Source organism: Neisseria sp. HMSC067G12, from assembly GCF_001812725.1.
Taxonomy (GTDB): domain Bacteria; phylum Pseudomonadota; class Gammaproteobacteria; order Burkholderiales; family Neisseriaceae; genus Neisseria; species Neisseria perflava.
Genome location: NZ_KV810226.1, coordinates 72,591 through 92,756, shown reverse-complemented (window position 1 = coordinate 92,756; position 20,166 = coordinate 72,591). Strand labels below are relative to the sequence as shown.

Annotated in this window: 22 protein-coding genes; 10 read left to right on the top strand and 12 right to left on the bottom strand. The window is 48.7% G+C overall.

Annotated elements, in window-relative coordinates; translation table 11 throughout:
* Positions 1 to 77: 77 nt before the first annotated feature.
* The 5 genes from HMPREF2871_RS10430 to HMPREF2871_RS10410 form a co-directional block, all read right to left on the bottom strand.
* Entirely contained in the window at positions 78 to 467 is a 390-nt protein-coding gene (locus HMPREF2871_RS10430; protein WP_049344783.1) for a DUF5339 family protein, read from the bottom strand.
* Positions 468 to 654: 187 nt separating this feature from the next.
* Positions 655 to 2,436 (bottom strand): anaerobic ribonucleoside-triphosphate reductase, encoded by a 1,782-nt coding sequence (gene nrdD / locus HMPREF2871_RS10425; RefSeq protein ID WP_049344782.1) that lies wholly within the window; start codon positions 2,434 to 2,436, stop codon positions 655 to 657.
* 117 nt (positions 2,437 to 2,553) lie between these two features.
* Complete coding sequence (nrdG, locus tag HMPREF2871_RS10420) at positions 2,554 to 3,063, bottom strand: anaerobic ribonucleoside-triphosphate reductase activating protein (protein WP_049344781.1); 510 nt, start codon at positions 3,061 to 3,063, stop codon at positions 2,554 to 2,556.
* 286 nt (positions 3,064 to 3,349) lie between these two features.
* A complete protein-coding gene (locus HMPREF2871_RS10415) occupies positions 3,350 to 4,492 on the bottom strand; it encodes a THUMP domain-containing class I SAM-dependent RNA methyltransferase (RefSeq protein WP_049344780.1) in 1,143 nt (380 codons plus the stop codon).
* A 116-nt stretch (positions 4,493 to 4,608) separates the two neighbouring features.
* Positions 4,609 to 6,000: a nucleobase:cation symporter-2 family protein gene (locus HMPREF2871_RS10410; RefSeq protein ID WP_049344779.1), complete on the bottom strand. Its 1,392-nt coding sequence runs from the start codon at positions 5,998 to 6,000 to the stop codon at positions 4,609 to 4,611.
* A 336-nt stretch (positions 6,001 to 6,336) separates the two neighbouring features.
* Here HMPREF2871_RS10410 and dapA point away from each other — a divergent pair, with 336 nt between their 5' ends.
* From dapA to HMPREF2871_RS10375, 7 genes are all read left to right on the top strand, one after another.
* The gene (gene dapA, locus HMPREF2871_RS10405) at positions 6,337 to 7,212 is read left to right on the top strand and encodes a 4-hydroxy-tetrahydrodipicolinate synthase (protein ID WP_049344778.1); all 876 of its coding nucleotides are present in this window, start codon (positions 6,337 to 6,339) and stop codon (positions 7,210 to 7,212) included.
* Positions 7,213 to 7,293: 81 nt separating this feature from the next.
* Positions 7,294 to 8,424 (top strand): outer membrane protein assembly factor BamC, encoded by a 1,131-nt coding sequence (bamC, locus tag HMPREF2871_RS10400; RefSeq protein WP_049344777.1) that lies wholly within the window; start codon positions 7,294 to 7,296, stop codon positions 8,422 to 8,424.
* 122 nt (positions 8,425 to 8,546) lie between these two features.
* On the top strand, positions 8,547 to 8,777 hold the full coding sequence (locus tag HMPREF2871_RS10395) for an NGO_0222 family membrane protein (RefSeq protein ID WP_049344841.1): 231 nt from the start codon (positions 8,547 to 8,549) through the stop codon (positions 8,775 to 8,777).
* A gap of 9 nt (positions 8,778 to 8,786) precedes the next feature.
* Positions 8,787 to 9,380: an RdgB/HAM1 family non-canonical purine NTP pyrophosphatase gene (gene rdgB / locus HMPREF2871_RS10390; protein ID WP_049344776.1), complete on the top strand. Its 594-nt coding sequence runs from the start codon at positions 8,787 to 8,789 to the stop codon at positions 9,378 to 9,380.
* Between the two features lie 53 nt (positions 9,381 to 9,433).
* Complete coding sequence (locus HMPREF2871_RS10385) at positions 9,434 to 9,796, top strand: DUF6568 family protein (RefSeq protein ID WP_049344775.1); 363 nt, start codon at positions 9,434 to 9,436, stop codon at positions 9,794 to 9,796.
* Positions 9,797 to 9,892: 96 nt separating this feature from the next.
* Entirely contained in the window at positions 9,893 to 11,068 is a 1,176-nt protein-coding gene (gene hemW / locus HMPREF2871_RS10380; protein WP_049344774.1) for a radical SAM family heme chaperone HemW, read from the top strand.
* A 135-nt stretch (positions 11,069 to 11,203) separates the two neighbouring features.
* Positions 11,204 to 11,746, top strand: coding sequence for an opacity family porin (locus HMPREF2871_RS10375; RefSeq protein ID WP_049344773.1), 543 nt, complete (start codon positions 11,204 to 11,206; stop codon positions 11,744 to 11,746).
* A gap of 111 nt (positions 11,747 to 11,857) precedes the next feature.
* On the opposite strand, the gene HMPREF2871_RS10370 is transcribed toward HMPREF2871_RS10375, so the two are convergent.
* From HMPREF2871_RS10370 to ruvB, 7 genes are all read right to left on the bottom strand, one after another.
* The gene (locus HMPREF2871_RS10370) at positions 11,858 to 12,226 is read right to left on the bottom strand and encodes a VanZ family protein (protein WP_049344772.1); all 369 of its coding nucleotides are present in this window, start codon (positions 12,224 to 12,226) and stop codon (positions 11,858 to 11,860) included.
* A complete protein-coding gene (locus HMPREF2871_RS10365) occupies positions 12,223 to 12,432 on the bottom strand; it encodes a hypothetical protein (protein WP_049344771.1) in 210 nt (69 codons plus the stop codon). Before HMPREF2871_RS10365 ends, HMPREF2871_RS10370 begins: the two co-directional genes overlap by 4 nt.
* 103 nt (positions 12,433 to 12,535) lie before the next feature.
* Positions 12,536 to 13,114, bottom strand: coding sequence for an aminoacyl-tRNA hydrolase (pth, locus tag HMPREF2871_RS10360; protein WP_049344770.1), 579 nt, complete (start codon positions 13,112 to 13,114; stop codon positions 12,536 to 12,538).
* Between the two features lie 60 nt (positions 13,115 to 13,174).
* Complete coding sequence (locus tag HMPREF2871_RS10355; protein WP_049344769.1) at positions 13,175 to 13,441, bottom strand: RnfH family protein; 267 nt, start codon at positions 13,439 to 13,441, stop codon at positions 13,175 to 13,177.
* Positions 13,434 to 13,865 (bottom strand): type II toxin-antitoxin system RatA family toxin, encoded by a 432-nt coding sequence (locus HMPREF2871_RS10350; protein WP_049344768.1) that lies wholly within the window; start codon positions 13,863 to 13,865, stop codon positions 13,434 to 13,436. The genes HMPREF2871_RS10355 and HMPREF2871_RS10350 overlap by 8 nt, the downstream gene beginning before the upstream one ends.
* Positions 13,866 to 13,955: 90 nt before the next feature.
* Positions 13,956 to 15,863, bottom strand: coding sequence for an ATP-binding cassette domain-containing protein (locus HMPREF2871_RS10345; RefSeq protein WP_049344767.1), 1,908 nt, complete (start codon positions 15,861 to 15,863; stop codon positions 13,956 to 13,958).
* 122 nt (positions 15,864 to 15,985) lie between these two features.
* Positions 15,986 to 17,017 carry a Holliday junction branch migration DNA helicase RuvB gene (gene ruvB, locus HMPREF2871_RS10340; protein WP_049344766.1) on the bottom strand — a complete coding sequence of 344 codons (1,032 nt, stop codon included), beginning with the start codon at positions 17,015 to 17,017 and terminating at the stop codon, positions 15,986 to 15,988.
* A 216-nt stretch (positions 17,018 to 17,233) separates the two neighbouring features.
* Here ruvB and cmk point away from each other — a divergent pair, with 216 nt between their 5' ends.
* From cmk to HMPREF2871_RS10325, 3 genes are all read left to right on the top strand, one after another.
* Entirely contained in the window at positions 17,234 to 17,893 is a 660-nt protein-coding gene (gene cmk, locus HMPREF2871_RS10335) for a (d)CMP kinase (protein WP_049344765.1), read from the top strand.
* Between the two features lie 155 nt (positions 17,894 to 18,048).
* The gene (rpsA, locus tag HMPREF2871_RS10330) at positions 18,049 to 19,734 is read left to right on the top strand and encodes a 30S ribosomal protein S1 (protein ID WP_003678994.1); all 1,686 of its coding nucleotides are present in this window, start codon (positions 18,049 to 18,051) and stop codon (positions 19,732 to 19,734) included.
* A gap of 10 nt (positions 19,735 to 19,744) precedes the next feature.
* Positions 19,745 to 20,059 (top strand): integration host factor subunit beta, encoded by a 315-nt coding sequence (locus tag HMPREF2871_RS10325; RefSeq protein WP_003678992.1) that lies wholly within the window; start codon positions 19,745 to 19,747, stop codon positions 20,057 to 20,059.
* The last annotated feature ends 107 nt before the right edge of the window (positions 20,060 to 20,166 follow it).

Below are 20,166 nucleotides of genomic sequence, written 5' to 3'. Positions count from 1 at the left end.
TCCCAAACACTCTAGTTCACACAACAAAAAACGGATTCCAAATCATTGGAATCCGTTTTTCTCTAAAGCTATCCGAATTATTTAGCTTCTTCTTTAGCGTCTTCAGCAGCTTCTTTGGCATCTTCCGCTGCGTCTTTTGCGTCTTCTTTAGCCTCTTCAGCGGCATCTTTGGCTTCTTCGGCTTTCTCTTCAGGAGTTTCTGCAGCAGGAACGCCTTTCAAAGCGTCCAAAGAAGTTTTACAAGTTGCATCGCGTTGATCTGCAGGCAGGTTTTTCAACGCTTCTTTGGTTTGTTCGAAAGATTTTTGCATCATGTCTTTGGTTGCAGCATCTACGTCTTTAGTTGCTTCGGCAAATGCTTTTTCGTATTCGTCACAAACGGCAGAAGAAGATGAGCCTGAACCGCCGCCGCATGCTGACAGGGACAGAGCAGCCAACAAAGCTGCCAATAAAGCTGATGTTTTCATGTGTCTCTCGCTTTTTTAAATTTAGGTTAAAGGATGTTATATGTTAATTCATTATATGAAGACGTCAAGAGTTTTTGTTTAATTTAATCAAAACTATATCATTGAAAGAGCCAGCCTATCTTAACATGATCAAGGCCGTCTGAAGTTTCAGACGGCCTTAGGTTTGCAAGCAATCTTTTTTCAACGATTACGCCGCTTTACGATGATAATGTCTGAGCGCATGCTCTTTGCGTCGTCCGCTGGAGAAGGCGGATACGCGTTTCAGATAGCCGATGACGCGGGTGCCGTAGTCGATGTCGTGGCTGCCGCAGGCGGAGCATGCGTGCAGGGTGCGTTTGTCGATGTGACCGCATTCGTTGCAAATGGTAATGCGCACGTTCACGCAGAAGTAGTTGCAGCCGGTTTGTGCGGCGATGCCCAAGAGCGAGCGGTAGCCGGATTCGGGCAGGGCTTCATCGAGGTTCAGGTGCAGCGCGGAGCCGCCGTCGAGCCAGTCCACCAATTCTTTGCCGTGCAGCAGGAATTTGTCGAGCGCGTTGATTTCTTCGTCTTCGACGACGTAGAAATAGGAGTTGTAGCATTCGCGGCTGACTTTGTAGCCGTCGGCTTTGTCCCATTTGGCGTTTTTCACGCCGAGGTTTTCGGCGGGGACGAACTCAGTATTGAACTTCACGCCGTAGTGTTTGCTGGCGGCTTGGTTGGCTTCGAATATAGTTTTCAGACGGCCTTGAACGAAGTTGATGTAGTCGTCGTTGTAACCGACTTTGATGCCTTGCGATTCAGCGGCTTCCGCCATGCCGTTGATGCCGATGGTGAGGAACTGTTTGTCCAGCGTGATGAAGCCTGCATCGTAAACGGGCAGCATTCCGGCGGCTTGGTATTCTTCCATCAGTTTGCGGTAGGCGTATTGGTATTTGTGGATTTTGCCCACTTCGGCGGCAAGGTCGCGCCCGTCTTGCTCCAGCCGGTTCATGTTGATGGTGATGACGTTGATGGAACCGGTTGCTACGCCACCCGCACCAAGTGTGTAGCTGAAGGTGCGGTCTTCAATGGCATTGCGCAGGCGGCAGCAGGAAGCCAAGGAGTCGGGGTTGTCGGAAAGATAGACGAAGAAGGAATTGCCTTCCGCCAACTCTTTCGCCATTTCGTCGGCGAACACGGTATCTTTGCATTTGCCGCCGTCGGTCAGCATTGCAGCGGTCACGACGGGGAAAGTCAAAACGGCTTTGGTGCGTTCCTGATTGAACCATTTGAGGAAGAAGTTTTGCAGCTTCGCTACGCTCGTCCAAACCGATTTGCTGAAATCGGGGAAGACGAAATCGCCGAACATCGCGTCGAAATAGTATTGATCGTAAACGGAAATATTCCAAAACACGCTCTGATAGCCTCGCGCGGCGGCAGGCTGGTTGATGCTGTATACCACCTGCTGCATGTGGTTGGCGATTTCTTTGCCGTGTGTTTCCAAATAATCGTCGCCGTAGTCTTTGCGGGCGAAGTAGTCGAAATAGGTCAGAAATTCCACCGTTGCCACCGCGCCGGCAAACTGCGCGCTGATGGCAAACACTAGGTTGATAAACGAACCGCAAAACGAAGCCAGATGCTGCGGCGCCTTGGATTCGCCGCCGAGTTTGCTTAAGCCGTCGAGCAGGAAGGGATACAGCGTAACCGACACACAATAAGGCTTGAGGCTGGTCTCGTCGTGCACATAAATCTCATGCGCCTCAATCTGGCGGATGTATTCGTCGGCGACGGATTGGTCGAAAATTTCGGCGATCTTGCGCGACACTTGGGCGCGGTTAATCTGCACGAAAAAGTCTTTCATGATTTCCGCTTCCATCGTGGCGATGTTTTTTTGCGTTACGTTGGCGTTGGCGTCCATTTTCGAGCCGTCCGCCGCGTTTTGCGCGCTGATGTAGTCGCGCATGAATTGTAGTTTTCCGTTTAACTGTTCGGGATGCAGCCGAATCATGTTAATTCTCCTGTATGGTTTGGATGATTTATCAAGCAATGACGGTCAGGCCGTCTGAAACATCGCTGTCAGCGAATACAATAAATTCAATTTAAATCAGTGCAATACAGCATTAAGCTAAATTGAAGCCACTGGAAACACTTTAGATGCTTGTTTATCTTTGATAAACAATCGGTTCAACACTTCACCCGTGCGCAAATCGACAAACTTTTGATTGGTGGTCGGGCTGTCTAAGCCACCCAGCTCCATCTGCCAACGGCCGGTTTTCAGATACGTCAGATAAGGCAGGATGCCGTCTGAAACCGCCTCCAGCTCTTCACGCTCCAGGCCGGTGTACAAGCAGGCTTTCAAACCCGCCTGCGTCACGATGTCCAGCATTTTCTGCAAGGCTTCCGGCTGCCATTCCCCGCCCATAAACAACACGCACGTAATCAATCCGCGATAGCGTTTCAGACGGCCTTTTAAATAATCCTCGGTCAATTCCGTACCAATACCCTCTTTCCATGTATCGGCACTGTGACAGCCTTTGCAACGCAACGGACAGCCTGAAAACAGAAATGCCAACGATACTTCGCCCGGCACTTCCTGCCATACAATTTGCTCGATTGTGAATTTCAAACCGCTCATTGCAATGCCATAAAACACAAGATATGGTGTGAATTAAAACACAATACTACTATATATGGTATTTTATTTAACAATCCATCTTTATTTTGTAATAGGTTTTTATAATTTGATAGATTGTAAATTTCAATAATTACATCTACACGGCTCCCTTGATAAAGGCCGTCTGAAAACAATTTCAGTGCATTAATATAAAAAAAGAATAGCAAACTCCGTTATAACAAAGACGGTTTTAACAAATAAAAAAGGCCGTCTGAAATCATCTTTCAGACGGCCTTAATTTCAGGTTTTACCCCCGATTCGAGCCTTTAACCATATCCATCAAAAACAATCGGCAATCCAAGTTACCATTAAACAGCGGAATTTTACGCTTCGGAGAAAGGCGCATAAATTTCGGCATATCGCGATCGCCGGTAAACATTCCAACCAGCCAGCCTGCGTAGTGTTGTTTCAACCATGTGCCCAGTTGCGGATAAAGCGCCTGCAAAGCCTGAACCTCCGCAAGGCGCACGCCATAAGGCGGATTGGAAATCATAATGCCGTGTTCGCCGTTCGGCCGCGCGGTTTGCGCATCTTGCACGTCAAAGCGGATGAAATTATCCACTTCGGCGGCTTGGGCATTAGCCAATGCGGCGCGGATCATATAACGGTCGTTGTCGCTGCCGGAAATTGGCACGGCAGCCGGTTTGATTTGTTTTTCAGCTTCACGGCGCAGGGCTTGCCATTTTTCTTTGTCAAAGTTTTGCAGTTTTTCAAAACCGAAACGGCGCATCAAGCCCGGTGCGCGGTGTGTCGCAATCCATGCAGCCTCAATGGCAATCGTGCCGCTGCCGCAAAACGGGTCTTGGAAAGGTTGCGTACCGTCATAGCCTGCCAAAAGCAGCAAACCTGCCGCCAAATTCTCTCTTAATGGCGCTTCGCCGGTATCCTGACGATAGCCGCGTTTGAAGAGTGCTTCGCCGGAAGTATCGATAAAGATTTCCACATTGCGCTCATCGATAAAGGCATGAATGCGGATATCGGGATTGATTTTACCCACGCTCGGACGCGCATCATAAATATCGCGGAATGCATCGCAGACGGCATCTTTGATTTTCAAACCGACAAAATCCAAGCTTTTCACATTGGCGCGCTTGCCTTCGACTTTGACTTTAAAGGTCTGCTCCAGCTTAAACCAACCCGTCCAATGCAGATTTCGTGCGAGTTTGTAGATATCGTGTTCGTTGCGATAACCGCCTTTAGTCAAACGCAGTAAAACACGGCTGGCAACGCGCGAATGCAGGTTGATGCAATACACCTGCTCCATCGTGCCTTTACATGCCACACCGCCGTCAACAGCACGTATATCCTGACATGCCATGCTTTCGAGTTCTTGCGTCAAAGGCGCTTCCAAACCGCGAGGACAAGTGATAAAAAGTGAATAAACCGTCATATAAAACCTTTCCGGGTAGGGCTATCCGAACCACTCGGATAACAAATAAAAACAATATTATAGCCGAAAACCAAAAGGCCGTCTGAAACTTCAGACGGCCTTTGAATAAAGCTTGCTTAGTGCTCCAAACTATCGGTTTCCAACTTAACCGCTTTATCGGTTTTATCCTCCGGCAAAACCAAGTTCAACAATACCGCCATAATACCGCCGGCAGAAATTGAGTTTTGGAACAATACCGGCAGGTTTTTGAACACTTCCGGCTCAAACGCCACACCCAAACCCAAACCGACAGAAGTAGCCGCGATAACTGCTTCACGACGGCGAATACCGTGGCTGACCAAAATCCGCACGCCTGCAATCGCAATCAGGCCGAACATCAACACCATCGCGCCACCCAAAACCGGACTCGGAATCGTGGTAAACGCGCGGCCGATGACGGGGAACAAGCCCAACAATACCAAAATTGCCGCAATATATTTACCCACATGGCGAGAAGCCACGCCGGTCATTTGAATCACGCCGTTATTTTGCGCAAAAGTGGTCAAAGGCAAAGAGCCCAACGCAGTCGCAATCACAGACACCAAACCATCTGCCAATACGCCGCCGCGCAAGCGTTTGGTGTATTCCTCACCCTCAATCGGCTGCTCGGAGACCATCGCAGTCGCCGTCAAATCGCCAACTGCCTCAAATACGCTCAACAAGAAAATCGCACCGGCAACGATAAACGCGTGCCAATCAAATGCGAAACCATATTTAAATGGAACAGGCAGAGTAATCAGCGGCAGGTTTTGCAGGGCGGAAAAATCCACTTTGCCCAAAAACAGCGCAACAATATAACCGACAATCAAACCCACCGCGATGCCGCTCATGCGCAGCAATGGATTTTTCAAGCAGTTGAAAACCAATACAATCAGCAACACCAGCGATGCCAAACCCAAGTTTTCCATCGAGCCGAACGTGCCGTCTGCTTTCGCACCGAAGCCGCCGCCGAAATCGGTAATGCCGACATGTACCAAGCTCAAGCCGATCAGCATAACGACCACGCCGCTTACCGTCGGCGTAATCACTTTTTTCAAATAAGGCAAAAGCCAAGCGGAGAAGCACACCAAAAACGCACCGACAAAGGACACGCCCAAGAGCGTTGAAATCATCACATCTTCAGTCAAGCCGCCCTCTTTCATACCGGTACCGAGCGCAATCATCACAGTTACAAAAGAGAAGTTGACCGACTGAATCGACAACATACCCGAACCGACCGGCCCGAAACGGTTGACCTGCAAATAGGTACCGACACCGGAAGCCACCATCGCCATCGACACCAAATAAGCCGTCATTTCAACCGGCAGCTCCAACGCCCCGCCGACAATCAGTGCCGGAGTAATCATCGGAACAAAAATCGCCAGAAGGTGCGTAACCGCACTCAACAACGCATTCCCAAACGGCGGCTTGTCTTCCAAACCATAAACCAAATCAAGCGATTCCGCCTGTTTTTCAGTCATTCCGGCCATGTTGAACCTTCTCTCAAGAATCGTTAAAAAATATTAAGATGCGTATTTTAACCAATTTGAAATGTATCAGCAAATTCAAAACCATCAGGCCGTCTGAAAGTTCCGCCCAGCCGTTTTCAGACGGCCTCAAACCGCCTTAACACATTTTAATTCTTGACATCATTTTTCTACCTAAAAACAAACAAACCAATGATTTAAAAATGTATTATTCATTAAGATAATGACAAGTCACCATTAAACAGCAAAGCCTCATAGCGGATATGTTTCACACAAACAACAAAGTAAGCTACAATCCGATGAATAATCCACCTACACTATAAAATTAAAGGTTTCCGTATGTTAAAAGGCAGTCTGGTTGCCCTGATTACCCCGATGAATCAAGACGGCAGCATCAACTACGAACAACTTCATGACTTAATCGACTGGCACATTGAAAACGGCACCGACGGCATCGTCGCAGTCGGCACCACCGGCGAGTCAGCCACTCTGCCTGTCGAAGAACATTTGGCCGTTATTGAAGCCACCGTCAAACACGTCAACAAGCGCATTCCCGTTATCGCCGGTACAGGCGCCAACAATACTGTCGAAGCCATCGCCCTTTCCAAAGCCGCCGAGCAAGCCGGTGCGGACTACACCTTATCTGTTGTTCCCTACTACAACAAACCTTCGCAAGAAGGCATTTACCAACATTTCAAAGCCATCGCCGAAGCCACTTCGATTCCGATGATTATCTATAATGTTCCCGGCCGTACCGTCGTCAGCATGAGCAACGACACTATTTTGCGTTTGGCCGAGATTCCGAATATCGTCGGCGTGAAAGAAGCCAGCGGCAATATCGGCAACAACATCGAATTGATCAACAGCGTTCCTGAAAGTTTTGCCGTTTTATCCGGTGATGACCCTACCGGCCTGCCTTTTATGCTGTGTGGTGGTCATGGCGTGGTAACCGTCGCAGCCAACGTTGCACCGAAACTCTTTGCCGACATGTGCCGAGCCGCCCTTGAGGGCGATATTGCGACCGCCCGTCGTCTAAACGAGCAACTTATCCCAATTTATAACACCATGTTCTGCGAGCCCAGCCCGGCCGCGCCCAAATGGGGCCTGAGCTTATTGGGCAAATGCGAACCCCATGTTCGTCTGCCTTTGGTAGCACTGACCGAAGCCGGTCAAGCCAAAGTCCGAGCCGCTCTGGAAAAATCAGGACAAATCTGATCCGGAAATAAGGCCGTCTGAATCCCAAACACCCTTTTCAGACGGCTTCCCTGTTAAGAACTTCATCCACAGGAAAACAAGATGACCTATATCAAACCCATCATAGTAGCCCTCGCCCTGATTAGCATGACTGCCTGTTCCGGCAGCAAAAAAGAACAACCCAAACTCGACTATCAAAGTCAATCACACCGCTTGGTCAAACTGGAAGTACCACCTGATTTGAACAACCCAGACCAAGGCAACCTCTATCAATTACCGGCAGGCAGCGGTGCCGTCCGCGCTAGCGACTTCAACAAACGCCGCACTCAGGCCGTACAACAACCTGCCAATGCAGAAGTTTTGAAATCCGTTAAAGGCGTACGCCTTGAGCGTGACGGCAACCAGCGCTGGTTGGTTGTCGATGGCAAATCGCCTCGCGAAATTTGGCCGTTGTTGAAAGTATTCTGGCAAGAAAACGGTTTCGACATCAAATCCGAAGAACCGGCCATCGGCCAAATGGAAACCGAGTGGGCTGAAAACCGAGCCAAAATCCCTCAAGACAGCCTGCGCCGTCTGTTGGACAAAGTCGGCTTGGGCGGCATCTACTCTACCAGCGAACGCGACAAGTTCATCATCCGCATCGAACAAGGCAAAAACGGTTCGACCGACATCTTCTTCGCCCACAAAGGCATGAAAGAAGTTTATGCCGACCGCAAAAAAGACACTACTATGTGGCAGCCAAGCGAGAGCGACCCTAACCTCGAAGCCGCATTCCTCGCCCGCTTTATGCAATACTTGGGCGTTGACGGCCAACAAGCCGAACAGGCTCTGACCCAAAGCGTTGCCGCCCGCAGCAATGCTTCTGAGTTAGCCCGTGTGGACAATGGCACTCTGTTGCTGGCAGGCGATTACGGCCGCAACTGGCGCCGTACCGCCCTTGCGCTTGACCGCATCGGCCTGACTGTTATCGGTCAAAATGCCGAACGCCGCGCCTTCTTGGTTCAACAAGCGCCAACCGAAGGCGAAGCAGTTGCCAATAAAAAACCAGGCCTGTTCAAACGCGTATTTGGCAAAGGCAAAGCAGAAGCACCAAAAACGTATCCTGAAATCATCGTGTATGTTGAGCCTATCAACAATGGCGCACGCCTCCATCTGTTGAACAAAGACGGCAGCCCATACAAAGGCAGCGATGCCTCCACATTGTTGAGCCGCCTGCACACAGAATTACGTTAATCCGTTATTCGACTTAAGGCCGTCTGAAATATTCAGACGGCCTTTTTAACGGATACGGCATGGTTTCAAATTCCCAATCTGACGTTATAATCAGAACATTTTTCCCCCTCCCCCAAGCTGCCATGACCCGACAAAAAGCCTATCTGCTCCTGACCGCCCTGTTTACCCTGATGTTTATCGTACTGATTCTGTTGGGCGCTTATCTTCTGAGCATTCACAGCAAACAATTTGCCGTTGCCGCCTTTCTGTTTGCCTTTGCCACCGTTTTTGCCCAAATCGGCAGCCTTGCCCTTTACATCCGCCACAAAGCACACGCACAAATGGCTCGTATGCAACAAACCGAAAACCATTAAGGAAAAACCATGTTTGAAAAAATCGTCCTTGCCAGTGGCAACTCAGGCAAACTCAAAGAATTTTCCCGCCTCTTCGCCGACTTAAACATCGAAGTCCTGCCACAATCGCAGTTCAATACGCCCGAATGTCCCGAGCCGTACCATACCTTTGTTGAAAATGCCCTGGCTAAAGCACGTCATGCCGCCAAATATAGCGGCTTACCGGCACTTGCCGACGATTCCGGCATCTGCACCAACGCCTTAAACGGCGCACCCGGCATTTTCTCCGCCCGTTATGCAGGCGAAAACCCCAAATCCGATGCCGCAAACAACGCCAAACTGTCTGCCGATCTTGCCGATAAAGACGATAAAAGCTGTTACTACGTCTGCGTGCTCGTCCTCGTCCGCCACGAAAACGACCCGCAACCCATCATCGCCGAAGGCATCTGGCACGGACAATGGCAGGCAGAAGCCGCAGGTACAAACGGCTTCGGCTACGACCCGCATTTCTATCTGGCCGAACATGGTTGCACCGCCGCCGAGCTTGGTCCTGAAATCAAAAATGCCGAAAGCCACCGCGCCCAAGCATTGCGTGAATTGTTAAGAAAAATTGAATCCTTATAAATCGATAACAGGCCGTCTGAAACCTTCAGACGGCTTACCTCACATTCACTCCCATGCCCAAGCCCACACCTGAAGAATTGGCAGCCTTTGCAAAACACGTTGCTGCCTTTATCCCGACTACGCCTGACGAACTTCTGCAACTTATTGACAGTCAAGAAACTGCTATCGTCTTTTTAGGCAAACCAAGCTGTTCATACTGTCGCCGTTTTGTTGCAAAACTGTTTACCGTTTCCTTAAACAAGCAGCTTACCATCCGCTTTACAGACAGCAGCAACAAAGCAGCTTTAAAAACTTTTCGTGAACAACACGGCATCAAAACTGTTCCCGCATTACTCAACATCTCACAAGGCAAAATAAAATTTGTCTGCAATTCCAAATTATCAGAAGAAGAAATAGAAGCTTTTTTGAGAGCTTAGACTTCGCATATTTCCTACTGATTACTTTCCCTGCCGACATTTCAGTTAAAATAACAGCCTAAAAATTTCAGACGGCCTTGAGCCTCAACACATACCATGACCCAAATTACTTTCCAACGCCCCGGCCAGCTAACCGCCCTGCCTCCTTTATCACTCTATATCCACATCCCGTGGTGCATCAAAAAATGCCCATATTGCGACTTTAATTCCCACAGTCTCAAAAACGGCCTGCCGGAAGAAGCCTATATCGATGCCCTATTAACCGACTTGCAGCTTGAATTGCCGAATATTTGGGGCAGACCGGTGGAAACCATATTCTTCGGCGGCGGTACACCCAGTCTGTTTCAAGCGGAGTCGATTGACCGTTTGTTAAGCGGCGTGCGTTCACTGTTGCGTTTGCAACCCGAAGCGGAAATTACTTTGGAAGCCAATCCGGGCACATTTGAAATTGAGAAGTTTCAAGGATTTAAAGACGCAGGTATTACGCGTCTGTCTATCGGCGTGCAGAGTTTTAACGACGATATGCTTGATCGATTGGGACGCGTTCACAATGGCAAAGAAGCCCTGACAGCTATTGATACTGCCTTGAAATTATTTGATAAAGTCAATATCGATTTGATGTATGCCCTGCCAAACCAAACGATTCAGACGGCCTTAAACGATGTGCAAACCGCTATTGCAACAGGCGTATCGCATATCAGCGCATATCATCTGACAATGGAACCGAACACGCCTTTCGGTCATACGCCGCCCAAAGGATTGCCGCAAGATGAAGCAGCATTGGATATTGAAGATGCCGTACACGGTGAATTGGAAGGCGCAGGCTTTATCCACTACGAAACTTCGGCTTTTGCAAAATCTGGTATGCAGTGTCGCCATAATTTGAACTACTGGCAGTTTGGCGATTACTTAGGCATAGGCGCGGGCGCACACGGCAAAATTTCCTATCCCGACCGTATCGAGCGAACTGTCCGCCGTCGTCATCCCAACGACTATCTTGCCGCCATGCAAAGCAATCCGCATGAAGCCGTTGAACGCAAAACCGTTGCTGCCGAAGACCTTCCATTCGAGTTCATGATGAATGCCCTGCGCCTAACCGACGGCGTACCTGTCGCAATGCTGCAAGAACGTACCGGCGTACCTACTGCAAAAATCATGGCTCAAATCGAAACCGCCAGACAAAAAGGCCTGCTTGAATCAGACCCGACCGTGTTCCGCTCGACCGAACAAGGCCGTTTGTTCTTAAACGATTTGTTACAGTGTTTTTTATAAGTGCGATTTTACAACAGCTGACACATTTTTAGATTTGCTTAATTTTCCACAAGAAAATACAATCAGAATAGTTGTTGGGAATGAACAATCCCGGCGATTATCCACTACTCCTAATCCTACATTAAGGACAAAACAATGAAAAAAGTTCTGGTAACACTGATTGCTCTTTCCCTACCTGCATTTGCATTGGCTGATGAAACCAAAGGTTTTTATGTTCAGGCTGATGCTGGTCATGCTACTGTAAAACTGGGTGGCGCATCAATTAAAGGCTTTAGCCCTCGTATTTCTGCAGGCTACGATTTCGGCGATTTCCGTGTTGCTGCCGACTATACGCATTATAAATCTGCAAAGATTAATGTACCTTCGGTATATGCTGAGGCTAAATATCACAGTGCCGGTGTATCTGCTATTTATGATTTTGACCTGCAAGCTCCTGTAAAACCTTATGTAGGTGTTCGCCTGGGTCTTAACCACTCTACTCATAAATATCAAACAGCCGAACAAACAGCTGAACGTAAGGATACTAAAATTGGCGTAGGTGCAATGGCTGGTGTAAGTTATGATGTAACTCAAAATGTAGCACTGGATGCAGGCTATCGCTATAACCACTGGAGCAAGATCAATAACGTTAAGCTCCATTCCCACGAAGTATCTGCTGGTGTACGCGTAAAATTCTAATATTTAAATACTTGGCATGAAGTAACGATTGCTTCATGCATCAAGTAACAAAAGGCCGTCTGAAACCTGTTTCTCAGGATTTTAGACGGCCTTTAAGTTGTTTAAATATGTCTAACTTTTTGCTGCTTTTACTTTTGCTGCAAACCACAGCGCCGCAGCCGTACCTGCCATATCGGCAATACCGTCCGCGATCGAACCCTGGCGCGTAGCAGTCAGAAATGCCTGAGCCAGCTCACTCCCTACTGCAAACAATAAAGCGGCAAGCAGAATGCCTTTATAGGGAATAGTCCTATTGTCTTGAATAAATATTTTTGTGCACAACCATGCCTGACCGAAAAACAGTCCGAAATGGCCGACTTTATCAAAATGGGGAAATGGTGGAGCGCTATTGCCGCCCTCTTTGAAAAGTAAGGCATAAATGGCGGCGGCAAACCAAATCAAGGCAGCGACAGTAAATTTGTTTAACGGCAAGGCTTTCATTTGTCGGCCTCTTCATCCAACCATGTTTGGCAGATATCTGCCAAGCGAACAAATTTCCCACCCCGCGCCTTCAAAATATCACGCCATTGTGCTACTTCTTCAGCATCCGGGGCATCTTCAATACTGCATTCGTAAAGGCAGAAATCTAATGTTTCGCCAACAATGCTTGGGGCTTCGGTTTGCATAAGACTGGTCAGTTCATTCATATTTACTGTTTCTTTAATTGGTTTATCGCTAGTCAGATCGCGCTGCCTGTTTTCAGGCCGTCTGAACATGATGTGCAAGGCTGCCCGTTTGATTCGGATACGCTTACTTACTGTGTAAAAAACGTGTTGCTTCTTCCCATTCACCATTCAACACAGCCGGCAATCCTTGCAAGGATTTGGCGATGGCGTCATCAATTTGCTGTCTGTGTTCCGCCGACGGTTTATTCAACACATAACCGACAACCAGATTACGGTCGCCAGGGTGATCAATACCCAAGCGCAGGCGGTAGAAATTGGGCGTACCCAAACGAGCCTGAATGTCTTTAAGGCCGTTGTGTCCGCCATTGCCGCCGCCAAGTTTGAATTTGATACGGCCGCATGGAATATCCAGCTCGTCATGGACCACCAAGATTTCCTCCGGCTTGATCTTGTAAAACTGAGCCAAAGCGGCTACTGCCTGACCGGAGCGGTTCATAAAAGTCATGGGTTTGAGCAGCCAGACATCGCCATCCGGCATAGTGGCGCGCGCCACTTCGCCGTAAAATTTCTTTTCGTCTTTAAAATTGACTTTCCATTTCCATGCCAGTTCGTCCAACAGCCAAAAGCCGACATTGTGGCGCGTTTGTTCGTATTCTTGGCCTGGATTGCCCAAACCGACGATTAATTTAATTTTCAAGCTCATTACTGTTCTTTCAGTTTGACAGGCCGTCTGAAAAAGTTTCAGACGGCCTTCGATTTATTCTTACCCTGCGCGTTTACGTCTCGCTTCTTTCGGATCAATCAACAATGGACGATAAACCTCAATCCGATCGCCATCGCGCAACACCGTCTCGTCTTTCACTGCCTTGCCGAAAATACCCAAAGGCGCTTGCTGCAAATCCAACTCTGGGAATTCTACCTCCAAACCGCTTTGCAGGGCGGCTTCGCGTACGGTTGTCCCTTCGGCAACGGTCATGCTCTTCAACACTTGCCTATCGGCCAGTCCGTAAACAATTTCAATCTCAAGCATAGCGACGGTCGGCCTCTTTAATAAAAGCATCCACCAGCGTACCGGCAAGATGGCCGAATACTGGAGAAATCATGGCAGAGAGTACGGCATTGGAGAAATCGTATTCTAATCTGAATTCGACTTTGCACATATCATCGCCCAAGTCGATAAATTTCCAAGTGCCGCGCAGGGTTTTAAACGGCCCTTCGAGCAAATCCATGCGGATTTCCTGCCCCGGGATATTGTGGTTGTGCGTCGCAAACGACTGCTTGACGCGCATATAGTCCATAAACAGGCGCGCTTTTAGCTCATTGCCTTTGCGTTCGATGACTTCGGTCTTGCTATACCACGGCAAAAATTTTGGATAGTCCTCAACTTTGTCCACCAGCTCAAACATTTCCTTAGAGCTATGCAGCACCAATAGGTTTTTCTCGACTTTTTTCATGTTGGTTGTAGACCTTGTTTTTGAATATTCGGGGTTCAGACGGCATGATTTAGAAAAATATCTGCCCTACTTTGGGACAAAACTCCCAATTTAAACCGCTTCGCCATTTTGTTTCGCTTCCAGCCATTCCCAGCGTTCCAGCTTTTCCAAAAGCAGCATTTCAATTTCTTCAGCCCTGCTTTGTAACGCACCTGCTTTTTCGTAATCTTTGAAAATTTCAGGATCGGAAAGCTGAGTATTGATTTCAGCCTGCTCGGTTTCCAAAGCTGCGATTTCATCAGGCAGGGCATCAAGTTCGCGCTGTTCTTTATAGGAAAGTTTGACCGTGCGGTTGGCTTTGGGTTTGACTTTCTCAGGCTCGGCAACCGCTTTAGGCGCAGAGGCCGTCTGAATTTTATCTTCCCGCGATTTTGCGTCGATATAGTCCTGATAGCCTCCGATGTATTCTTTCAGACGGCCTTGTCCTTCGAAAACAATGCTTTGGGTAATCACATTATCCAAGAACATACGGTCATGCGAAACAAGGAATACCGTGCCTTGATAATCTCGCAGCAAGTCTTCGAGCAACTCTTGGGTATCAATGTCCAAGTCATTCGTTGGCTCGTCCAAAACCAAAATATTGGCAGGACGGGTAAAGAGTTTTGCCAACAGGAGGCGGTTGCGTTCACCGCCGGAGAGTGATGAAACGGGACTTTGTGCGCGGGCTGGATGGAACAGAAAATCTTCTAAATAGCTCATCACATGCTTTTTCTTGCCGCCGACCTCAACGTAATCATTGCCCTGCCCGAGCGTGTAAAACACAGTGTCGTTTTCATTCAACGCGCTACGGAATTGGTCGAAATAAGCAACTTCCTGTTTACTGCCGATGCGGATTCTGCCGTAGGTCGGCTGCAATTCGCCCAAAATCAGCTTAAGGAAGGTGGTTTTACCGATACCGTTTGGACCGATTAAGCCGATTTTGTCGCCGCGCTGCAAAATGGCGGAGAATCTGTCCATGATGACTTTGTCGCCATAGGCAAACGAAGCGTGTTCCAATTCGGCGATGATTTTGCCGCTTTTTTCGCCGCTGTCGAGCTTAAAGTTAACCTGCCCTTGTACGTTTCGGCGTTCGGCACGCTGGCGACGTAGCTCTTCCAAACGGCGCACACGGCCTTCATTACGGGTACGGCGCGCTTCGATGCCTTTGCGTATCCATGCTTCTTCCTGTGCGTGGAATTTGTCGAAGAGGCGGTTATGTTCCGCCTCGACTGCCAACTCTTGCGCTTTTTTCTCGCTGTATTTGGAGAACGAGCCGGGATAGGAGCGCAGAATGCCACGGTCTAGTTCGACGATGCGCGTGGCGATGTTGTCCAGAAAACGGCGGTCGTGGGTAATCACGACCAAGCTGCCTTCAAACGCTTTAAGCAGATTTTCCAGCCAAATAATTGCGTCAATATCCAAATGGTTGGTCGGCTCGTCCAGCAGCAATACGTCGGGCTTTTGCACCCAAGCCTGCGCCAAGGCGACACGCTTTTTCTGACCGCCGGAGAGGTTGCCGATTTTTTCGTTTTCCGGTAAACCCAGTTCCCCCAAAGTCTGCTTGACTGCCGCATCCAACTTCCAGCCGTCCTTCGCTTCGATTTCAAGTTGCAATTCATTGAGTTCTTTCAATAAAGCCTCACTCGAACCATTTTCCAACTCATGGCTGACATGATGATAACGGCGCAATAAATCGCGAATTTCGCCCAAACCTTCGGCAACGGTATCAAATACGGTTGCGTCCTTATCAAAAAAGGATTCCTGCGGTACATAAACGATTTTGAGATTGTTTTGAACAATAATCTGCCCGTCGTCGAGCTTCTGTACACCGGCGAGGATTTTCAGAAACGAAGACTTACCCGCACCGTTGCGGCCGATTAAACCGATTTTCTCGCCGCTGTCAAGTTGAAAAGAAGTTTTGTCGAGCAAGGCGACATGACCGACAGCAAAAGAAGCATTTTCTACGGATAAGATATTCATGGGGAAACTTCAAAAAAGAAAAGGGGAACATTTTAACCGATTATCGGCAGATATTTGCCGACAATCATATGAAATTGAAAGTATCAGGCCGTCTGAAAGCAGTTTTCAGACGGCCTTCATTATTATTCTTGAACCTTCAAGCCAAAATGCAGATAGGCTCGTTCGGTTGCTACGCGTCCGCGCGGTGTACGTTGCAAAAAGCCCTGCTGAATCAGATATGGTTCAATCACATCTTCGATGGTATCGGTCGATTCACCAATCGCAGCGGCCACGTTTTCCAACCCGACAGGACCGCCGCTGAACTTGTGCAAAATCGCCTCAAGGAATTTCCTGTCCATCACATCCAAACCCTGACCATCCACATCCAGCATACTCAAAGCCGCATCGGCAATTTCCGCATCAATGATGCCGTTGTTTTTCACATCGGCATAATCGCGTACACGTCGCAAAAGGCGGTTGGCAATACGCGGAGTGCCGCGGCTGCGCTTGGCCACTTCCATAGCGCCCTCGTCGCCCATATCCAACTGCAATAGTTGAGCAGAACGGGCAACAATAGTCGCCAAATCTTTATTCTGATAAAACTCCAATCGGGACACGATACCGAAACGGTCGCGTAAAGGGTTGGTCAGCATGCCGGCGCGGGTCGTCGCACCTACCAATGTAAACGGCGGCAAATCGATTTTGACCGAACGCGCGGCCGGTCCTTCGCCTATCATGATGTCCAACTGATAATCTTCAAGCGCAGGATAAAGGATTTCTTCAACCACGGGGCTTAAACGGTGGATTTCATCAATAAACAGTACATCATGAGGCTCGAGGTTGGTCAACAAGGCTGCAAGGTCGCCGGCACGTTCCAAAACCGGGCCGCTGGTTTGGCGCAAATTAACGCCTAACTCTTTGGCGATAATGTGTGCCAAAGTAGTTTTGCCCAAACCCGGAGGGCCAAACAGCAAAGTGTGGTCAAGCGCTTCGCCACGTTTTTTCGCCGCCTGAATAAAAATGGCCAACTGCTCTTTTGCCTTATCCTGCCCGATATAGTCGTTTAAAGTTTTCGGACGTAAAGCACGTTCAAGCAATTCCTCCTGAGCGGAAATATTTTGAGCAGTGATAATGCGCTGAGGTTGTGCAGAAGTAAGATTATCGGTTTGTAACATAATGTTTCTAAATTCTAAGACCGTTCCCGACCCGTTGTTTCAGACGGCCCGAACAATCAGATAAAGCGGTTAAATTATGATTTTGGCCATTATACCCGATAAGGCCGAGCCGCTTTCCCCTCAAATCTAAATCACACAAAAATTTTCGTTTTCAGACGGCCAAAGCAACGTATAATAAACGGTTAATTCAAATACCTATCGCATTCAGGAGAACACATGAGCCTCAAGCAAAAAGTCATCGCCATCGACGGCCCCAGCGCATCCGGCAAAGGGACAGTTGCCTCACGCGTAGCCGAAGCCTTGGGTTTTCTTTACCTCGACTCCGGTGCGCTTTACCGCCTGACCGCGCTTTACGCACAAAAACAAAATGTTGCCTGGACAGATGAAGATGCCGTCAGCACACTGGCAGAAACTTTGCCCGCACAATTTGAAGGCAGCGCCGTATTATTAAACGGCGAAGATGTATCCGAGCAAATCCGTACCGAAGCGATTGGCATGGGCGCATCTGCCGTCGCGCAGTTGCCTAAAGTGCGTGCCGCCCTTTTGCAACGCCAACGCGACTTCCTAACCGAAAAAGGCTTGGTCGCCGACGGCCGCGATATCGGCTCGGTTATTTTCCCTGATGCCGCATTAAAAATTTTCCTGACCGCAAGTGCCAATGTCCGCGCCCAACGTCGTGCCAAACAACTCGGTATCCCATGCGAAGGCGTTGCATTCGAGCGTATTTTGTCGGACATTGAAGCGCGTGACGAAGCAGACCGCCGCCGCCCTGTTGCTCCGTTGAAACAGCTTCCCGACGCCCTGCTTTTAGATACCGATAACCTTTCTATCGAAGAAGCTGTAAAAAAAGTGCTTGATTGGTATCATAAAGTTTAAAATTTGGAGTATAATCGCGAAGTTTTCATTTCAGACGGCCTGTTGACCCTAATAACAAGGCCGTCTGAAAACATTTCTCAACCTGCCGCGCCAAGGACGGCAGGTCATTTCAAACCTAACCCGCACCCCTTGGCGGTGTACCGAAAAGAGTATATATGACTATGGAAAATTTTGCCCAGCTGCTGGAAGAAAGCTTTACCCTGCAAGAGATGAACCCAGGTGAAGTGATTACTGCCGAAGTAGTCGGCATCGATCAAAACTTCGTTACCGTTAACGCAGGTCTGAAATCAGAATCTCTGATTGATGTTGCTGAATTCAAAAACGCTCAGGGCGAGATTGAAGTTAAAGTTGGCGATTTCGTTACCGTTACCATCGAATCTGTTGAAAACGGCTTCGGCGAAACCAAACTGTCCCGCGAAAAAGCCAAACGCGCTGCCGACTGGATCGCTTTGGAAGAAGCTATGGAAAACGGCGACATCCTGTCCGGCGTTATCAATGGCAAAGTCAAAGGTGGTCTGACTGTTATGATCAACAGCATCCGTGCATTCCTGCCGGGTTCTTTGGTTGACGTACGTCCTGTAAAAGACACTTCTCACTTCGAAGGCAAAGAAATTGAATTCAAAGTGATCAAACTGGACAAAAAACGCAACAACGTTGTTGTGTCCCGCCGCGCTGTTCTGGAAGCTACTTTGGGCGAAGAACGCAAAGCCTTGCTGGAAAACCTGCAAGAAGGTTCAGTTATCAAAGGTATCGTTAAAAACATCACCGATTACGGTGCATTCGTTGACTTGGGCGGCATCGACGGTCTGTTGCACATCACCGACTTGGCATGGCGCCGTGTGAAACACCCAAGCGAAGTTTTGGAAGTAGGTCAAGAAGTAGAAGCTAAAGTCCTGAAATTCGACCAAGACAAACAACGCGTTTCTCTGGGTATGAAACAACTGGGCGAAGATCCTTGGAGCGGCCTGACCCGTCGTTACCCACAAGGTACCCGCCTGTTCGGTAAAGTATCCAACCTGACCGACTACGGTGCGTTCGTTGAAATCGAACAAGGCATCGAAGGTTTGGTACACGTTTCTGAAATGGATTGGACCAACAAAAACGTACACCCAAGCAAAGTTGTTCAACTGGGTGACGAAGTTGAAGTAATGATCCTGGAAATCGACGAAGACCGCCGCCGTATCTCTTTGGGTATGAAACAATGCCAAGCTAACCCTTGGGAAGAGTTTGCCGCCAACCACAATAAAGGCGACAAAATCTCCGGCGCAGTTAAATCTATCACTGACTTCGGCGTATTCGTAGGCCTGCCTGGCGGCATCGACGGTCTGGTTCACTTGTCTGACCTGTCTTGGACTGAAGCCGGCGAAGAAGCTGTACGCAAATACAAAAAAGGCGAAGAAGTTGAAGCTGTTGTATTGGCAATCGATGTTGAAAAAGAACGCATCTCTTTGGGTATCAAACAACTGGAAGGTGATCCGTTCGGCAACTTCATCAGCGTAAACGACAAAGGTTCTTTGGTTAAAGGTTCTGTGAAATCTGTTGACGCCAAAGGTGCCGTAGTCGCTCTGTCTGAAGAAGTTGAAGGCTACCTGCCTGCTTCTGAATTCGCTGCTGACCGCGTTGAAGACCTGACTACCAAACTGAAAGAAGGCGACGAAGTTGAAGCCGTTATCGTTACCGTTGACCGCAAAAACCGCAGCATCCGTCTGTCTGTTAAAGCGAAAGACGCTAAAGAAAACCGCGAAGCGCTGAATTCAGTTAACGCTGCTGCAACTGCCAATGCCGGTACTACCAGCCTGGGCGACTTGCTGAAAGCCAAACTGTCCGGCGACCAAGAATAAGGTTGCAGACATGACGAAGTCTGAATTGATGGTTCGCCTCGCAGAAGTGTTTGCCGAAAAAAATGGCAACCAACTGCTGGCTAAAGATGTCGAATACAGTGTAAAAGTCTTGGTTGATACCATGACCCGCTCACTGGCTCGTGGACAACGTATCGAAATCCGCGGCTTCGGCAGCTTCGACTTGAACCACCGCCCTGCCCGTATCGGGCGCAACCCCAAAACCGGCGAACGCGTGGAAGTGCCAGAAAAGCATGTTCCTCACTTCAAACCGGGTAAAGAGTTGCGTGAGCGTGTAGACTTGGCATTGCAAGAAAGTGCTCATTAATACTTAGTAGCAAAACGCCGCAGAAATGCGGCGTTTTTTGTTTTTTCAAGAAATACCAAAGCCAGCTCTTTTTACGCATACCTTAATCGCACACTTTTCCAACTATA

Excerpts from the sequence above, each read along its gene's own strand:
- HMPREF2871_RS10430 (WP_049344783.1), bottom strand. The coding sequence starts at position 467 with ATGAAAACATCAGCTTTATTGGCAGCTTTGTTGGCTGCTCTGTCCCTG.
- nrdD (WP_049344782.1), bottom strand. The coding sequence starts at position 2,436 with ATGATTCGGCTGCATCCCGAACAGTTAAACGGAAAACTACAATTCATG.
- nrdG (WP_049344781.1), bottom strand. The coding sequence starts at position 3,063 with ATGAGCGGTTTGAAATTCACAATCGAGCAAATTGTATGGCAGGAAGTG.
- HMPREF2871_RS10415 (WP_049344780.1), bottom strand. The coding sequence starts at position 4,492 with ATGACGGTTTATTCACTTTTTATCACTTGTCCTCGCGGTTTGGAAGCG.
- HMPREF2871_RS10410 (WP_049344779.1), bottom strand. The coding sequence starts at position 6,000 with ATGGCCGGAATGACTGAAAAACAGGCGGAATCGCTTGATTTGGTTTAT.
- dapA (WP_049344778.1), top strand. The coding sequence starts at position 6,337 with ATGTTAAAAGGCAGTCTGGTTGCCCTGATTACCCCGATGAATCAAGAC.
- bamC (WP_049344777.1), top strand. The coding sequence starts at position 7,294 with ATGACCTATATCAAACCCATCATAGTAGCCCTCGCCCTGATTAGCATG.
- HMPREF2871_RS10395 (WP_049344841.1), top strand. The coding sequence starts at position 8,547 with ATGACCCGACAAAAAGCCTATCTGCTCCTGACCGCCCTGTTTACCCTG.
- rdgB (WP_049344776.1), top strand. The coding sequence starts at position 8,787 with ATGTTTGAAAAAATCGTCCTTGCCAGTGGCAACTCAGGCAAACTCAAA.
- HMPREF2871_RS10385 (WP_049344775.1), top strand. The coding sequence starts at position 9,434 with ATGCCCAAGCCCACACCTGAAGAATTGGCAGCCTTTGCAAAACACGTT.
- hemW (WP_049344774.1), top strand. The coding sequence starts at position 9,893 with ATGACCCAAATTACTTTCCAACGCCCCGGCCAGCTAACCGCCCTGCCT.
- HMPREF2871_RS10375 (WP_049344773.1), top strand. The coding sequence starts at position 11,204 with ATGAAAAAAGTTCTGGTAACACTGATTGCTCTTTCCCTACCTGCATTT.
- HMPREF2871_RS10370 (WP_049344772.1), bottom strand. The coding sequence starts at position 12,226 with ATGAAAGCCTTGCCGTTAAACAAATTTACTGTCGCTGCCTTGATTTGG.
- HMPREF2871_RS10365 (WP_049344771.1), bottom strand. The coding sequence starts at position 12,432 with ATGAATGAACTGACCAGTCTTATGCAAACCGAAGCCCCAAGCATTGTT.
- pth (WP_049344770.1), bottom strand. The coding sequence starts at position 13,114 with ATGAGCTTGAAAATTAAATTAATCGTCGGTTTGGGCAATCCAGGCCAA.
- HMPREF2871_RS10355 (WP_049344769.1), bottom strand. The coding sequence starts at position 13,441 with ATGCTTGAGATTGAAATTGTTTACGGACTGGCCGATAGGCAAGTGTTG.
- HMPREF2871_RS10350 (WP_049344768.1), bottom strand. The coding sequence starts at position 13,865 with ATGAAAAAAGTCGAGAAAAACCTATTGGTGCTGCATAGCTCTAAGGAA.
- HMPREF2871_RS10345 (WP_049344767.1), bottom strand. The coding sequence starts at position 15,863 with ATGAATATCTTATCCGTAGAAAATGCTTCTTTTGCTGTCGGTCATGTC.
- ruvB (WP_049344766.1), bottom strand. The coding sequence starts at position 17,017 with ATGTTACAAACCGATAATCTTACTTCTGCACAACCTCAGCGCATTATC.
- cmk (WP_049344765.1), top strand. The coding sequence starts at position 17,234 with ATGAGCCTCAAGCAAAAAGTCATCGCCATCGACGGCCCCAGCGCATCC.
- rpsA (WP_003678994.1), top strand. The coding sequence starts at position 18,049 with ATGACTATGGAAAATTTTGCCCAGCTGCTGGAAGAAAGCTTTACCCTG.
- HMPREF2871_RS10325 (WP_003678992.1), top strand. The coding sequence starts at position 19,745 with ATGACGAAGTCTGAATTGATGGTTCGCCTCGCAGAAGTGTTTGCCGAA.